Annotated in this window: 15 protein-coding genes; 10 read left to right on the top strand and 5 right to left on the bottom strand. The window is 72.0% G+C overall.

Annotated elements, in window-relative coordinates:
* Window positions 1-8 precede the first annotated feature (8 nt).
* From IEZ11_RS09815 to IEZ11_RS09795, 5 genes are all read left to right on the top strand, one after another.
* The gene (locus IEZ11_RS09815) at window positions 9-674 is read left to right on the top strand and encodes an amino acid ABC transporter permease (RefSeq protein WP_189262279.1); all 666 of its coding nucleotides are present in this window, start codon (window positions 9-11) and stop codon (window positions 672-674) included.
* Window positions 671-1,573, top strand: a complete 903-nt coding sequence (locus IEZ11_RS09810) for an amino acid ABC transporter permease (protein WP_189262278.1) — start codon at window positions 671-673, stop codon at window positions 1,571-1,573. Before IEZ11_RS09815 ends, IEZ11_RS09810 begins: the two co-directional genes overlap by 4 nt.
* Window positions 1,574-1,911: 338 nt before the next feature.
* A complete protein-coding gene (locus IEZ11_RS09805) occupies window positions 1,912-3,594 on the top strand; it encodes an FAD-dependent monooxygenase (protein ID WP_189262277.1) in 1,683 nt (560 codons plus the stop codon).
* Window positions 3,595-3,824: 230 nt separating this feature from the next.
* Window positions 3,825-4,376 (top strand): cupin domain-containing protein, encoded by a 552-nt coding sequence (locus IEZ11_RS09800; protein WP_229712925.1) that lies wholly within the window; start codon window positions 3,825-3,827, stop codon window positions 4,374-4,376.
* On the top strand, window positions 4,367-4,807 hold the full coding sequence (locus IEZ11_RS09795) for a rhodanese-like domain-containing protein (RefSeq protein WP_373294897.1): 441 nt from the start codon (window positions 4,367-4,369) through the stop codon (window positions 4,805-4,807). The genes IEZ11_RS09800 and IEZ11_RS09795 overlap by 10 nt, the downstream gene beginning before the upstream one ends.
* A 110-nt stretch (window positions 4,808-4,917) precedes the next feature.
* Here IEZ11_RS09795 and IEZ11_RS09790 read toward each other — a convergent pair whose 3' ends face one another.
* The 3 genes from IEZ11_RS09790 to recA form a co-directional block, all read right to left on the bottom strand.
* Window positions 4,918-5,877, bottom strand: a complete 960-nt coding sequence (locus IEZ11_RS09790) for a sugar ABC transporter substrate-binding protein (protein ID WP_189262274.1) — start codon at window positions 5,875-5,877, stop codon at window positions 4,918-4,920.
* Between the two features lie 336 nt (window positions 5,878-6,213).
* Complete coding sequence (gene recX / locus IEZ11_RS09785; RefSeq protein ID WP_189262273.1) at window positions 6,214-7,044, bottom strand: recombination regulator RecX; 831 nt, start codon at window positions 7,042-7,044, stop codon at window positions 6,214-6,216.
* A 4-nt stretch (window positions 7,045-7,048) separates the two neighbouring features.
* A complete protein-coding gene (gene recA, locus IEZ11_RS09780) occupies window positions 7,049-8,179 on the bottom strand; it encodes a recombinase RecA (protein WP_189262272.1) in 1,131 nt (376 codons plus the stop codon).
* A 545-nt stretch (window positions 8,180-8,724) separates the two neighbouring features.
* Here recA and IEZ11_RS09775 point away from each other — a divergent pair.
* From IEZ11_RS09775 to IEZ11_RS09760, 4 genes are all read left to right on the top strand, one after another.
* Window positions 8,725-9,012, top strand: coding sequence for a polyprenyl synthetase (locus tag IEZ11_RS09775; protein ID WP_189262271.1), 288 nt, complete (start codon window positions 8,725-8,727; stop codon window positions 9,010-9,012).
* Entirely contained in the window at window positions 9,005-10,057 is a 1,053-nt protein-coding gene (locus IEZ11_RS09770) for a polyprenyl synthetase family protein (RefSeq protein ID WP_189262270.1), read from the top strand. The genes IEZ11_RS09775 and IEZ11_RS09770 overlap by 8 nt, the downstream gene beginning before the upstream one ends.
* 109 nt (window positions 10,058-10,166) lie before the next feature.
* Window positions 10,167-11,327, top strand: a complete 1,161-nt coding sequence (locus IEZ11_RS09765) for an oxygenase MpaB family protein (protein ID WP_189262269.1) — start codon at window positions 10,167-10,169, stop codon at window positions 11,325-11,327.
* A gap of 115 nt (window positions 11,328-11,442) precedes the next feature.
* Window positions 11,443-12,237: a hypothetical protein gene (locus tag IEZ11_RS09760; RefSeq protein WP_189262268.1), complete on the top strand. Its 795-nt coding sequence runs from the start codon at window positions 11,443-11,445 to the stop codon at window positions 12,235-12,237.
* 9 nt (window positions 12,238-12,246) lie between these two features.
* On the opposite strand, the gene IEZ11_RS09755 is transcribed toward IEZ11_RS09760, so the two are convergent.
* The gene (locus IEZ11_RS09755; protein WP_189262267.1) at window positions 12,247-13,518 is read right to left on the bottom strand and encodes an AI-2E family transporter; all 1,272 of its coding nucleotides are present in this window, start codon (window positions 13,516-13,518) and stop codon (window positions 12,247-12,249) included.
* A 60-nt stretch (window positions 13,519-13,578) separates the two neighbouring features.
* Complete coding sequence (locus IEZ11_RS09750) at window positions 13,579-13,773, bottom strand: DUF3046 domain-containing protein (RefSeq protein WP_189262266.1); 195 nt, start codon at window positions 13,771-13,773, stop codon at window positions 13,579-13,581.
* Window positions 13,774-13,853: 80 nt separating this feature from the next.
* On the opposite strand from IEZ11_RS09750, the gene IEZ11_RS09745 reads away from it, so the two are divergent.
* A complete protein-coding gene (locus IEZ11_RS09745; protein ID WP_189262265.1) occupies window positions 13,854-14,798 on the top strand; it encodes a hypothetical protein in 945 nt (314 codons plus the stop codon).
* Window positions 14,799-14,806 lie beyond the last annotated feature (8 nt).

Genomic DNA, 14,806 nt, shown 5'->3' with positions numbered 1-14,806 from the left:
GGGAAAACGTGTTCGACTTTCTGCAAGGCTACGACGTCCTAGGGGCGTTCTGGACGACGGTGAAACTGACCGTCTTCTCCGCCGTCGGCTCCCTGGTCTGGGGCACCCTGCTGGCCGCGATGCGGGTCAGCCCGGTCCCGCTGATGCGCGGGTTCGGCACCGCCTACGTCAACATCGTCCGGAACATCCCCCTGACGGTCATCATCATCTTCACCTCGCTCGGTCTCGCCGACATCTTCGGCGTGACGCTCGGCGCCTCCGACTTCAAGGTGCAGGGCTTCCGCCTCGCCGTCCTCGGGCTGAGCGCCTACACCGCGGCCTTCGTCTGCGAGGCGATCCGCTCCGGCATCAACACCGTGCCCGTCGGACAGGCCGAGGCGGCCCGCGCGATCGGGCTGAACTTCTCCCAGACCCTGCGGCTGATCGTGCTGCCGCAGGCCTTCCGCGCGGTGATCGGCCCGCTGGCCAACGTCCTGATCGCGCTGACCAAGAACACCACGGTGGCGGCCGCGATCAGCGTGGCCGAGGCCGCCGCCCTGATGAAGACGATGATCGAGAACGAGGCCCAGACGCTGTCCATCGGCGCGGTCTTCGCCTTCGGCTTCGTGGTCCTGACCCTCCCGACCGGCCTGCTCCTCGGCCGGCTCGCCAAGCGCCTGGCGGTGAAGCGATGAGCTCCGTCCTGTACGACGCCCCCGGGCCCCGCGCCAAGCGGCGCAATGTGATCCTCTCCGTCGTCTTCGTGCTGCTCCTCGCCCTGCTGGTCTGGTGGGTCTGGCAGAAGCTGGACGACAAGGGCCAGCTGAAGTGGGACCTGTGGCAGCCGTTCACCACCTCCGAGGCGTGGACCACGTATCTGCTGCCGGGCCTCGGCAACACCCTCAAGGCGGCCGCGCTCGCCATGGTGATCGCCCTTCCGCTGGGCGCGGTCCTCGGCATAGCCCGGATGTCCGACCACCGCTGGGTGCGGATCCCGGCGGCCTGGGTGGTGGAGTTCTTCCGCTCGATCCCGGTGCTGCTGCTGATGCTGTTCGCCCAGGAGTTCTACGTCCGCTCCACCGATGTCGGCAGTGACGAACGGCCGCTGTACGCGGTCGTCACCGGCCTGGTGCTCTACAACGCCTCGGTCCTCGCCGAGGTGGTACGGGCCGGCGTCCTCGCGCTTCCCAAGGGGCAGACGGAGGCGGCGTACGCCGTCGGACTGCGCAAGGGGCAGACGATGGCGAGCATCCTGCTGCCGCAGGCGGTCACCGTGATGCTGCCGGCCATCGTGAGCCAGCTCGTGGTGGTCGTGAAGGACACCGCGCTGGGCGGTGTGATGCTCCAGTTCACGGAACTGCTCACGGCACGTGGCACGCTCGCCGCCAACTACGCCAACGTGATCCCCAGCTTCGTCGTCGTCGCGGTCATCTTCATCCTGCTGAACCTCGCGCTCACCACGTTCGCCTCCTGGCTGGAGCGCCGGCTGCGGCGCAGCAAGCGGGGCACCGGCGCGGTCCTCGGCGCCGAGGACGGCCAGGCCCCGAACACGGCCGAGGTGCCCGGCGCGTACGCCTCGGGAGCCTCCGCCTGACCCGGGGGCGAACCGCGCACCAGGGACGGAGACGGCGCCCAGACGGCCGCCGCCTCCGTCGCGTCGCGGCGGCAGGACGCACGTCGCCGCCGACGCGTTACGGCGAGCGGGCAGACATCGTCGCCGGCGCGTCGCGGCGGACGGCGGACCCCCGTCGGCGTCTCGTTCCGGCGGCCGGACGGTCGCCGCGCGCCCGCCATGCTGACGTGTCCCCGGGTGCGCCGCTTGACCGGGTGGCGCCCAGTCTGTTGCATACGTTCTGTGATCGTGCACCCTGCTCCACCCACTTGTTCACCCATGTCCGCCGGGACTTGCGTACGGGCAGGGGGCGCCGCGCCGTGGACCCGGTGATCATCGTCGGAGCGGGGCCCGTCGGGCTCACGCTCGCCCTGGCGCTGGCCCGCCAGGAGGTACCGTCCGTCGTCCTGGACGAGGGTCCGGGCAAGGACGATCCGCGCCCGGCGCGCACGGTGGTGCTCCGCGAGGACACCGCCGCCCTGCTGACGCGGCTGAGCGGCGCGCCCCTGGACGACCTGGGCGTCCGCTGGACCGGCTGGCGGTCGATGCGGCGCCGGCAGGTGCTGCGCGAGGTGGTCTTCGACGACGCCGGTGAGCCGGCCCCGCTGCACATCGCGCAGCACGTGCTGACCAACGCCCTGCGCACCGCGATCGCCGACGAACCGCTGGTCAAGGTCGTCACCGACAGCCGCCTGGACACCGTCGAACAGGAGCGCTCCGGCGTCACCGCGCACACCCGCGGCCCCAGGGGCACCTGGTGGCGCGGCAGCTATCTGGTGGGCTGCGACGGCCCCCGCTCGACCGTCCGCAAGCTCCTGGACATCCGCTTCCCGGGCCGCACCGCGGTGGAACGGCACGCGGTCGCCGCACTGCGCACGGAACTTCCGTGGCCCGGTCAGGCGTTGCTCCATCGGACACCGCCGTGGCGGATGTCCGGGCCCTCGGCCGGGGAGGTGACCGCCCGCCCCCTCCCGGACGGCGTGTGGCGCCTGGACTGGCTGCTCCCGCCCGGCAAGGACCTGGTCACACCCGAACTGCTCGTGACCCGGATCCGCGAGACCCTCGCGGGCTGGACGGGCGGCACCACACCCCCGTACGACCTGCTCGACACCGGAGTCCACACCGTGCACCACCGCCTCGCCCGCAGGTGGCGGGTGGGCCGGGTGTTCGTCGCCGGGGACGCCGCGCACCTGCTCGGCGCGCTCGGGACGCACGGCCTCGACGAGGGGCTGCGGGACGTCGACAACCTCGCCTGGAAGCTCGCCCCGGCCTGGCACCACGGCCCGCACGAGGCTCTGCTGGACAGCTACCAGACCGAGCGGCGCACGGCGGTCGCGGCCCGGCTGCGCGCCGCCGACCAGGTGCTGCCGGTGCTGCGCGGCGGTGGCGCACTGCGCGGGTTCGTCCCCGGCACGTCCCGGGGGCACGACGCGCTGCTGGCGGACGGTCACCTGGGGCACGGTCCGCTCGGTGCGCCGGGGGCGTACGCCGACTCACCGCTCGCACCCCGGCACCTGGAGCACGAGATCCCGGTCGACACCCCGCCGGGGACACCGGTCACCGATGTCCGGGTCACGGCGGAGGACGGCTCCTTCGTCCAGCTGCGCTCCCGGCTGGGCCGCGGCGCGCTGCTCGTCGTCCTCGTCGCGCCCGGTACGGGGGTGTGGGACCGCAAGCACTGGGTCTCCGCCGGGATCATGCCCCGGCTCGCGGCGGCCGTGACCGCGCTGCCGCACCCCGCCGAACTGCTGGTCTCCGAGACCTACCCGGGCGCACCGGCGCACACCGTGCTGCTCGTGCGCCCCGACGGCCATCTGGTCACCGCGCTCAACGGGGTCCGCCCCGCCGACCTGTACGCGGCGGCCGAGGCGACGCTGGGCGGCAAGGACCGGGACCGGACGGAGCAGGCCGAAGACACCGAAGTGGCCGAAGAGACCGAGCGGACCGAGCGGGCGGAGCAGAGGTCGGGGGCCGGGGCGGAGGCCGGTTCCCGCACCCGGTGACCACGGGGGACCCCGTGGTCCACATGCTGACGGTGAGTTGACCGGCCCGCACCGGCATGGTGTACTCCGGATCGTGAACGACACGACTGTGCGCCTGTGGCGGAAGGTCCATGTGGACCTGGTCCGCTATGCGGGCTGCGTGTGTCTTCCGTCCTGCTGATTTCGCACTCCTCTTCTCTCCGGGCGCCGTCTGCGCCCGCTTCTGCGAACCCTCGTCAGGATCGGTGCACGTGTCTGCCTCCCTCTCTTCCGCCTCCTCCGTTTCCCCGTCCGCGCCTGCGACCGGCGCCGCGCCCACCCAGGCGGACCTGCTCGACTTCGTCCGGCGTACGGCCGCCGACACCGACCTGATCGCCTCGCTCCCGCTCGACCCCGAGGGCCGCACCTGGGTACGGCTGGAGGGCCCGGCCGGCAGCGAGGCCTGGCTGATCGGCTGGCCGCCGGGCTCCGGCACCGGCTGGCACGACCATGCCGAGTCGGTCGGCGCCTTCCTCACCGCCACCGGTGAGCTGAAGGAGTACTCGCTGGCCACCCGGCTGCCCACCGACGGCTGGAAGACCCTGGAGCTCTCCGAGGGCGTCGACCGCGAGCGCCGGCTGCCGGCCGGGAAGGGCAGGTCCTTCGGACGCGATCACGTCCACGAGGTGCTCAACGAGTCCACCGAGCACCACGCGGTCTCCGTCCACGCCTACTACCCGCCGCTGCCGCGGATCCGCCGCTACAGCCGCACCGGACAGGTGCTGCGCCTGGAGCAGGTCGAGCGCCCGGAGGACTGGCAGTGAGCGGCACGGAACCGGTGGAACCCCGTCCGCTGGAGCCCCGCCCGGTGGGCATCGACGAACTGCTGGAGCGGGTGCGCGCCGACTACCGGCGCGTCGAGGCGCAGGAGGCGTACGACGCGGCGCGCACCGGCGAGACCCTGCTGGTCGACATCCGGTACGCGGCGCTGCGCGAGCGGGACGGGGTGATACCCGGCGCCCTCGTCATAGAGCGAAACGAACTGGAGTGGCGGCTGGACCCCCAGGGCAGCCACAAGGCTCCGGAGGCCACCGGCCACGACATCCAGGTCGTCGTGATCTGCAACGAGGGCTACGCCTCCAGCCTGGCCGCCGCCTCCCTGCACCAGCTGGGCCTGCACCGGGCGACGGACCTGGTCGGCGGCTTCCAGGCATGGAAGTCAGCGGGCCTGCCGGTCACACCCGGCCAGGCCTAGGGGGTCGTGTGGATCAGGCCGGCGTCGCGGGCCCTGGCCCGCACCGGACCCCGCTCGGGTCGGCCAGTACCCACCGTTCGTCACAGCCGGCCTGATCCGAACGACGTCCCCTAGTCGTCCGTCGGGCAGTACACGGGCGCGATATCCGCGTTGTCCTTGGTGACCAGCCTGATCCGGGCCTTGGCGATCTTGTCGGCCTTCTCGTCGCGCAGCAGGGCGATCGTGTTCTCCACCGCCAACTGGCCCATGTCCGCAGCCGAGTTGGAGACCGTGGCGGCGAACCGCCCGTCCTTGAGGGCGGCCAGCCCCTCGTCCGTGCCGTTGACGGTGACGATCTGCACGCCGGTGGCCCCGGCCGCGTCGAACGCCTTGCGCGCCCCGAAGGCCATCTCCTCGTTGGCGACGAACGCGTAGTCCAGGTCGGGATGGGCCTTGATCATGCTCGCGGCGACGCTCTTCGCCTTGGCCGCGTCGAACATGCCCGGCTGGTCGGCGACCACCTTCGCGTTGGCCGGCAACGCCTTGGTGAAGCCGCCGACGAGCAGGTCGGAGGCGGCGCCGGGCGCCCCGGCGACCACGCCGACCCGCACCTGCCGTCCGGCCGCGGCGTCGGCGATCCACCCGGCGTCCAGTTCGCCCACCTCCTTCAGATCCACCACGACCGCCCCGAGGATGTCCGAGGGGTCGGCGTCGACCGAGGTCAGGAAGACGGGGATGTGCGCGCTGCGCGCCTTCGCGATGTCCTTCTCCAGCGCATCGGTGCTGACCGTCTGAATGACGATCACGCCCACCTTGCGCGCGATCATGTCCTCGATGTTGGACAGTTCCCGGGCGGCGTCCTGATGCGAGTCTGCCGTGATGATCCTGGCGAAGTTGTCCCTGGCCGTCTTCACCACGGCCCGCTGCAGGCAGGTGTGGAACCGAGTGGTCCCGCCGTTCACGAACCCGATCACCAGCGGGCCGTCGTCGTCACTCGCCCGGGTCGAGTCGAACGCACAGCCGCCCAGTGCGAGCCCGGCGACGAGTCCGAAGGCGGCCAGGGCTCTTCGGGTGCGAACAGTTCCGGGCATGCTGGGGCCGCCTTTCGAGCGCACGGACTCGCCGGCCTCTCAGGGGAGTTGCCGGCACAGGGAGTTCCCGGCGGGTGGCGGGACCGGGCGAAGCTACCGCCGCCCCAAACGAATCGGCCCCGCCCGCGCACGCACGCTAAGAGTGCGCACGCCGTAGCCATCCGCAGCCATCCGCGGTCCGGCGAGCATCAGCACGGACAGCGCTTCGGTGCGCAGCGTCCGGAGCACCTGACGGCGGGTGCACCGGCCGGTCCGAGCAGCCCGAGCTCCGGGCACCGCGGTGGTCCGGCATCTTGGCAGGGGGATGACCTCACCCCCGCCGGGGCCGTCGCCCCGTCAGAAGTCCCCGCCCGTCAGGAACTCCGGGTCCTCGCCCTCCTCCTCCAGCGCGCGCCGGACCACCCGCAGGGCCATGCCCTCGGAGTACCCCTTGCGGGCGAGCATGCCGGCGAGGCGGCGGACGCGCTTGTCCCGGTCGAGGCCCCGGGTGGAGCGGAGCTTGCGGGCGACGAGTTCGCGGGCCGTCTCCTCCTCCTGCTCGGAGTCGAGCTGGGCGACGGCCTCGTCGACGAGCGCCGGGTCGACGCCCTTGGTGCGCAGTTCCTGGGCGAGTGCGCGCCGGGCCAGTCCCCGGCCGTGGTGCCGGGACTCCACCCAGGCGTCCGCGAACGCGCTGTCGTTGATCAGCCCGACCTCCTCGAACCGCGACAGCACCTCCTCGGCGACATCGTCCGGGATCTCCCGCTTGCGCAGGGCGTCCGCGAGCTGCTTCCGGGTGCGCGGGGACCCGGTGAGCAGGCGCAGACAGATCGCCCGCGCCCGCTCAGCCGGGTCCGCCGGAGGTTCCCCCTGCTCGGCCCTCGACAAGGAGGAGGAACCCCCGTCCTCAGCGGACGGCTCCCCGAAGCCACCCCGACGGCGTGTCCCGGGCTTCCGCGGGCCACGGCCGGGTGATCCGTGCCCGCGGGGCCCGTCCGGGCCGTCGTGCGTGCCGTCCTCGTACGAGCCGCCATACGCGCTGCCCCGCCCGTAGCTGTCGCCGCCCGTGCCGTAGGCCTCGTCACCGTCCCCGGCGGAGCCCGGGTCGCCCCCGGTGCCCCTCCCCCACGCGCCGCCGGGGGACGGGGACGCGTACTCGTGGTCGGCCCAGTCGGTTCGTCGTGTCACGGCGTCAGCTCTTGGCGGTGGCGGCCTTGGGCTTGGTGACCTTGGCGGCGGCCGGGGCGGGCACCGCCTTCGCCGTGTCGTCCGCGGCCGCGGTGGTGACCGCCGCGTCCGCGCCCGGCTCGGCGGCGGGCTGCTCCGGACGGACGCCGACGCCCAGCTTCTCCTTGATCTTCTTCTCGATCTCGTTGGCCAGGTCGGGGTTGTCCTTGAGGAAGTTGCGCGCGTTCTCCTTGCCCTGGCCGAGCTGGTCGCCCTCGTACGTGTACCAGGCGCCGGCCTTGCGGACGAAGCCGTTCTCCACGCCCATGTCGATCAGGCCGCCCTCGCGGCTGATGCCATGGCCGTAGAGGATGTCGAACTCGGCCTGCTTGAAGGGCGGGGCCACCTTGTTCTTGACGACCTTGACCCGGGTGCGGTTGCCGACCGCCTCGGTGCCGTCCTTCAGGGTCTCGATGCGGCGGATGTCGAGGCGCACCGAGGCGTAGAACTTCAGCGCGCGGCCACCGGTCGTGGTCTCCGGGGAGCCGAACATCACGCCGATCTTCTCGCGGAGCTGGTTGATGAAGATCGCGGTGGTCTTGGACTGGTTGAGCGCACTGGTGATCTTCCGCAGCGCCTGGCTCATCAGACGGGCCTGGAGACCGACGTGGCTGTCACCCATCTCGCCCTCGATCTCCGCGCGCGGGACGAGCGCGGCGACGGAGTCGATGACGATGAGGTCGAGGGCGCCGGAGCGGACCAGCATGTCCACGATCTCCAGGGCCTGCTCGCCGTTGTCCGGCTGGGAGAGGATCAGGTTGTCGATGTCGACGCCGAGCTTCTGCGCGTACTCGGGGTCGAGGGCGTGCTCCGCGTCCACGAACGCGACCTGGCCGCCCGCCTTCTGCGCGTTGGCCACGGCGTGCAGGGTCAGGGTCGTCTTGCCGGAGGACTCCGGTCCGTAGATCTCCACGACGCGGCCGCGCGGCAGGCCACCGACACCCAGCGCGACGTCGAGCGCGGTCGACCCGGTCGAGATGACCTCGATGGGCTCCTTGGTCCGGTCGCCCATGCGCATGACCGCGCCCTTGCCGAATTGCCGTTCAATCTGAGCGAGCGCGGCGTCGAGCGCCTTCTCGCGGTCAGTTCCTGCCATGGGTTCCACCCGGTTTGCTTGAGTCGATCGCTTCACGTCAAAGACGCTAACGCCTGCCACTGACAATGCGCCCCGACGCCGGTCCGGCCTGTGGATAACTCGGGGACGTCTCCACCGAAACCGTGTCGAACTTCCGCTGGGATCCCCGCCGCGAGTCGTTCCGGAGCCTCCATAAGAATGGATGTTCGATTTTCGTGTCAAGCGCACCACGCGGTACTCCCGCCACTTCCCCGCAGGGTGCTCACCCACCGCTCACCCACCGCTCACCCCCGCTCACCCCCGCTCACCGAGCGCGCGACGACGGCGTACCGCGGCGAAGGCGTGACGCACGGCGCGCGGGAGCAGCGGTGCGCGGCGCACGGGCGGGGTGCTCGGGGCGCGAAAGCCGAGGCCGGAAGCGGGGACCGCGCCGCAGTGATCCGCTCGGTTCGCCACGGCGTTCACCCGATCGTGAGTTTCCGCATGCCCGCGCCCGTCGCGCCGCGATGCTCGAAGAGGCGGCCGGGGAGCGGCGCCGCCCCTGTGTGCCGTGGGTGGGAGAACGCATGACACGTGAGACGGGACGACAGACGGGACGACGCGGTCTGGACGAGCAGGCCGTACTGCTGGCGGCGGGGCTGGCCGATCTGGCGGTGAGCACGGTGGGCACCGCCTTCGGGACGTTACGGGGGCTGCTGCGCCGCTCGGACGCCGGTGCGCTGGCGGCGGAGGCCGAGCACGACCTCACCGCGCGGGGACGCCTGGCCCTGGACCGGTACACGAACGTGCCCCCGGCCCATCTGGAGATCCTCGCCCGGCACGCCCTCGTCCGGCGGACCGCCGGCGATGACTGACCGGTGGGATCCGGGCGCCTTCAAGAGCCGCGTCGACGAGGTGCTGCGCGGGTTCGTCGCCCGGGAGGCCGACCTGTTCGCGGCGGTCGACCCGCTGCTGGCCCCGGTGGCCGAGCAACTGGAGGCGGCGGTCACGGACGGCAAGCGGCTGCGGGCGGCGTTCTGCTACTGGGGCTGGCGTGCGGTGGGCCAGCCGGACAGCGAGGCGCTGGTGCGGGCGACCGCGTCCATGGAACTCGTGCACGCCGCCGCCGTCGTGCACGACGACCTCATCGACGACAGCCCGCTGCGGCACGGGCGCCCCACCCCGCACCTCGCCCTTCGTGCCGCCGTACGGGACCGTCCGCGCGCCGACGACACCGCGCGGTCGCTGGCGATGCTCGTGGGCGATCTGCTGATGTCACTGGCCGGGCAGTTGTTCGCGACCTGCGGGCTGCCCGCCGCCTACCTCGCGCGGGCCCGCCCCCTGTGGTCGGTGCTGGCCCGGGAGCTGATCGCGGGCGAGTGCCTGGAGATCCTGCGCACCGGAGCCGGTCCGGACACCACCGCCTCGCTGAAGGTGATCCGCTACAAGACCGCGAAGTACACCGTCGAGCAGCCCCTGCTGATCGGCGGCGCCCTGGCCGGGGCCGGCGAGCGGCTGCGCGAGGGGTACTCCGCGTACGGACTGCCGCTGGGCGAGGCCTTCCAGCTGCGCGACGACCTGCTCGGCCTGTTCGGGGCACCGGAGCACACCGGCAAGGCCAACGCCGACGACGTACGCGGCCACCGGCCCACCGCCCTGCTCGCGGAGACCTGGCGCCTCGCCCGTGCCGACGACCGGGAGCGGCTGGGCGCGTTGCTCGGCAGCCGTGACCTGGACGCGGACGGCCTGGACGCGGTCCGCGAGGTGATGTGCCGGCTCGGGGCACCCGACCGGATCGAGCACATGATCGGCGCGCGGGTCGCGGAAGCACTCGACGCCCTCCACGGACTGAACGTGCCGGCCCCCGCCGCCGGCGCCCTGACCTCGCTGGCCCACTCGGCCACGGTCCGCCTGTCCTGACGCCGACGAACCCACGGGGGCCCGGACGACGCCCGGGACGCCCGGGACGCCCGGGACGACAGCCACCACGACAACCACCACGACACCTGCGACGACAAGGAGCCCTGCCGTGACCCACACCGAGGCCTCGATGGACACCCTGCGGCACGCCGGCGACGAACTCGCCGACGCCACGGTCGCCGCACTCTTCGAACGCGGGGAGGTGGGCACGTTCAACACGCTGATGCGCTACGTCTCCACCGCCGGCACGCCCCTGCCGGACGGGCTGCCCGATGTCGCGCGGGAGTACCTGGAGGCCACCCGGGTACCGCCGTCCTGGGTGGACTGGGGCGAGATGGAGAAGGCCCGGCTGTTCTTCATCGACAACAACGTGCACATCTCGACCGCGCTGTCCTTCGCCTCCATGCCCGCCTGCTACGTCGTCCCGCGTGTGGCGAAGCTGCTGTCGGCCACCCACGGGCTGAGGTACCCGTCCAAGCGCATGGCGGAGACCGGTCAGTTCACCGTCCACCTCATGCAGCCCGACGCCTTCGAGGCCGGCAGCCGCTTCATCCCGGCCGCCCAGAAGGTGCGCCTGCTGCACGCCTCCATCCGGCACCACCTCAGGCGCGAGAACCGCTGGGACACCGAGGCGCTCGGCACGCCGATCTGCCAGGAGGACATGATCGGCGGGCAGATGTTCTTCTCGCTGCTGGTCCTCGACAGCCTGCACCGGCTGGGCATCCATCTGTCCACGGAGGGCGCGGAGGCGTACTACTACGCGTGGCGGGTGGTGGGCGCCATGCTCGGCGTCGACCAGGAGGCCGTCCCGAAGACCCTGGACGAGGCGCGCGTCTTCCTCGATCTGTACATGGTCCGGCACATGGGCCCCTCCGAGGAGGGCGTGGTCCTCACCCGGCAGCTCATCGACCTCTACGAGGAGGTCGTCCCCGGCACCTTCTTCGACCCGGTCGTCTCGGCCCTGATCCGCCATCTGGTCGGCGACACCTGCGCCGACTGGCTGGAGGTGCCGCGCACCCCGTGGGACACGGTGGTCAAGGCGGTGCCGCACCTTCTCGGCGTCCTGGAGACCATCGAGGACCGTTCCCCGCTGGGCGCCTGGGCCCTGGACCGCCTCGGCCACCTCACCACCGTCCTGGAGCTGTCCTCGCTCACCCGTGGCCGCGTCATGCACTACGCCATCCCCGAACACCTCAGGAAGGACTACGGCGTCCCGGGCGCCGTACCCCGCACCCGCCGGTGGACCCCACCGGCCGCCACGGTCTCCTGATCACCCCCGCATCCCCCTGATCCCGCTACGCCGCATCCCCCTACTCCGCACGGCGTACGACGGCTGTCTTCGGCCGGACGACGACCGCGCGGGCGGCCACCGGGAGGCTGGGCGCATGCCCTCCTCCCTGAAGAGCCCGCCCCGAAAGCCGCCGGCGAACCCGCTGACCGGGGTGCGCCCCGCCGAGCGTCTCTGTCACACGACCGGTGCGCTCCTCGTCCTCTCCGGTCTGGCGCATCTGGTGGTGTTCGCGGTCGACGGCGGCCCCTGGTACGGGCCGGTGTCCTGGCGCAAGCCCGTCACCTTCGGGCTCTCCTTCGGGCTGACGCTGATCGCGGTCACCTGGGTCACCTCGTACCTGAAGGTCGGGGAACGGCTGCGGACCGTACTGCTCCTCGTGTTCGCCGCGGACTGCGTGCTGGAGGTGGGCGGGATCACCCTCCAGGCGTGGCGGCGGGTGCCCTCGCACCTCGACATGGAGACGCCCTTCGACACGGCGGTGTCCATGTCGCTCGCGGTGGGCGGCGGGATCCTGGTGGTGGTGCTCACCGTCTTCGCGGTGGCGTCCTTCCGGCACCGGCCGGCCGGTCCCGTGGGCATGGCGCTCGCGGTGCGCTCCGGGTTCGCGATCCTGCTGGTGGCGCTGGCGTCGGGAGCCGCGATGATCGCGCGTGGGGTGGTGCTCGTCCGGACCGGGCACCAGGAGGCGGCGTACGACTCGACGGCCCCGCTCAAGCCGCTGCACGGGGTCAGCCTGCACGCGGTACTGGTCCTGCCCGCACTGGCCTGGCTGCTGTCCCGCACCTCCTGGAGCGAGCAGGCGCGGTGGCGGACCGTGGCCGTGGCGGTGGGCTGCTACGCGGCCGCGGTGGCCGCGGCCGGAGCGTGGGCGGTGCTCGCCCGCCGGTAGCGGCGGCCGTCAGGCCGAGTTCTCCTCGGGCTCCTCGGCCGGCCGCTGCCATATCAGCCGCCGTATGCGCGTGAGCAGGCCGGGGCCGCCCGCGCCACGCCGGCGGTGACCGTGCACCCGCGGGTCGTCGGTGACGTCGTAGCGCTTCACGTAGGCGCTCAGGAACGCCTGGAGGGTGGCGACGGCCGGGATGGCGATCAGGGCGCCGACCGCGCCCAGCAGCGCGGTGCCGGCGATGACCGAGCCGAAGGCGACCGCCGGGTGGATGTCGACCGACTTGGAGGTCAGCTTGGGCTGGAGCATGTAGTTCTCGAACTGCTGGTAGATCACGACGAACACCAGCACCCACACCGCGTACAGGGGGTTCACGGTGAACGCGATCAGCATCGGCAGCGCACCGGCGAGATAGGTGCCGATGGTGGGGATGAACTGCGAGACCAGCCCCACCCAGACGCCCAGCACGGGCGCGTACGGCACGCCCAGGGCCTCCAGCAGGATGTAGTGGGCGATGCCGGAGATCAGCGCCATCACACCGCGCGAGTACAGATAGCCGCCGGTCTTGTCGACGGCGATCTCCCAGGCGCGCAGCACCTCGGCCTGGCGGGCGGGCGGCAGCACGGAGCACAGGGTGCGGCGCAGCCGGGGGCCGTCGGCGGCGAAGTAGAAGGCGAACAGGGTGATCGTCAGCAGCTGGAACAGACCGCCGAGCACCTGCCCGGAGACGTCGAGCACACCGGCCGCGCTGTTCTGCGCGTACTTGCGCAGCCAGTCGGAGTGCAGCAGGCCCTCCTGGACGTCGACCCGTCTCACATGGCTGTGGAAGGTCTCGTTGACCCAGTTGATGACCGAGTCCAGGTAGTCCGGGAAGTCCTCGACGATCTTGTTGATCTGTCCGGCCAGCATCGAGCCGAGCAGGGTGACGAAGCCCGCGACGGCGATCGCCAGGCCGAGGAAGACCAGGAAGGTCGCGAAGCCGCGGCGCAGGCCACGGGAGGCCATCCAGCTCACCGCGGGCTCGATGGCGAGCGCCAGGAAGAACGCGATGAGAATGTTGATCAGCAGGCCGGTGAGCTGGTGGAAGGCCCAGCTGCCCAGCTGGAAGGCGGCGACGAGGGTCAGCGCCAGCACCATGGCGCGCGGCAGCCAGCGCGGCATGCGGGCACCCGTCATCGCGGCGCCGGCGGCCGGGGATCCGGCGCGCGGTGTCGTGTCGACCGGGTCGGCCGTACCGACCGGGGATGCGTCCTGGGCGATACGCCCGTCGTCGTCAGTGGGTGCCACGGTGCAAGTCTCGCCCACGCCACTGACAACCTGTGGCCGGTGTCCGGTCTTCGTGCACGGTCAGTGCCTCTCCCCCGGAACGTTCATGACCGTGCAGACCACACGCCACACGTCCTTCGCCTCCCAGCCGGAGTCCAGCGCCTCGTGCACCGTCAGCCCGCCGAGCTCCGTCATCACGTGATCGCGCGCGAAGGTGTCGGCGTACCCGGAACCGAAGTGTTCCGCCATCCGCTGCCAGAAGACCGTCAACCGCATGACACCAGTATCCCGCCCCTGAGAGTGGGCCCTGCCCAGGAGCGCTTGCCGAGACCGCTTTCCGCCCTACGGTCTTTCGCATGGCCGAAACCGGAGCTTCCCCGCTCCCCCCTACGCCCCCGGCGCACACCCCGCTCTCCCGCGCCGAACAGTTCATGTGGCTCACCGCGCGCGTGCTGGAGCAACGTCTCTTCTCGTACCACTTCCTGACCGGCGGTCCCGATCCGGTGGAGACGGCACTGGACGCCTACCGCAACGAGGACGGCGGCTACGGACACGCGCTGGAGCCCGATCTGCGCGGCCCGGTGAGCCAGCCGCTGCACACCGGGCGCGCGCTGCGGGTCCTGGACGCCATCGAGCGGTGCGGCGGACAGCGGGTGGAGCGCCTGTGCCGCTACCTGACGGCCGTCTCCACGGCGGACGGGGCACTGCCGGCGGTCCGTCCGAGCCAGCGCGGCTATCCGGTGGCACCGTTCGTCCCGGTCGTCGACAACCCGCCCAGCGAGCTGCTCGCCACCGGTCCGGTGGTGGGCCTGCTGCACCGCAACGAGGTCTGGCACGCGTGGCTGTTCCGGGCCACCGACTTCTGCTGGCAGGCGATCGACTGCCTGGAGAAGTCGCACCCCTACGAGATCGAGGCCGCGGTCGCCTTCCTGGACACGGTGCCCGACCGCCCGCGCGCGGAGGCGGCCGCCGACCGGCTGGGCCGCCTGGTGCGCGGACGGCGACTGGCCGCGCTGGACCCGGAACGCCTCGACGCGTTCCCGGTTGCGCCCGGCTACGCCCCGCGCGAGCACCATTTCCCGCACGACTTCGCGAAGTCCCCGGACTCGCTCGCGCGCGCGTGGTTCACCGACGAGGAGATGACCCGTTCGCTCGACTTCCTCACCGCCGAGCAGGAGGCGGACGGCGGCTGGCCGATCCGCTGGCGCCAGTGGGCACCGGCCGCCGCCCTGGAGGCCCGCTCCATGGTGACGGTCGAGGCCCTGCTCACCCTCAGGGCGTACGGCCGCTTCGTCGGGTGACGGAAGTC

Origin of the sequence: Streptomyces fuscichromogenes, from assembly GCF_014645815.1 — a bacterium.
GTDB classification, from domain to species: domain Bacteria; phylum Actinomycetota; class Actinomycetes; order Streptomycetales; family Streptomycetaceae; genus Streptomyces; species Streptomyces fuscichromogenes.
The sequence above is the reverse complement of the archived record's forward strand: the minus strand, read 5'-3'. Positions and strand labels throughout refer to the sequence as shown.

Excerpts from the sequence above, each read along its gene's own strand:
- IEZ11_RS09810 (WP_189262278.1), top strand. The coding sequence starts at position 671 with ATGAGCTCCGTCCTGTACGACGCCCCCGGGCCCCGCGCCAAGCGGCGC.
- IEZ11_RS09790 (WP_189262274.1), bottom strand. The coding sequence starts at position 5,877 with ATGCCCGGAACTGTTCGCACCCGAAGAGCCCTGGCCGCCTTCGGACTC.
- recA (WP_189262272.1), bottom strand. The coding sequence starts at position 8,179 with ATGGCAGGAACTGACCGCGAGAAGGCGCTCGACGCCGCGCTCGCTCAG.
- IEZ11_RS09775 (WP_189262271.1), top strand. The coding sequence starts at position 8,725 with ATGACACGTGAGACGGGACGACAGACGGGACGACGCGGTCTGGACGAG.
- IEZ11_RS09770 (WP_189262270.1), top strand. The coding sequence starts at position 9,005 with ATGACTGACCGGTGGGATCCGGGCGCCTTCAAGAGCCGCGTCGACGAG.
- IEZ11_RS09760 (WP_189262268.1), top strand. The coding sequence starts at position 11,443 with ATGCCCTCCTCCCTGAAGAGCCCGCCCCGAAAGCCGCCGGCGAACCCG.
- IEZ11_RS09750 (WP_189262266.1), bottom strand. The coding sequence starts at position 13,773 with ATGCGGTTGACGGTCTTCTGGCAGCGGATGGCGGAACACTTCGGTTCC.
- IEZ11_RS09745 (WP_189262265.1), top strand. The coding sequence starts at position 13,854 with ATGGCCGAAACCGGAGCTTCCCCGCTCCCCCCTACGCCCCCGGCGCAC.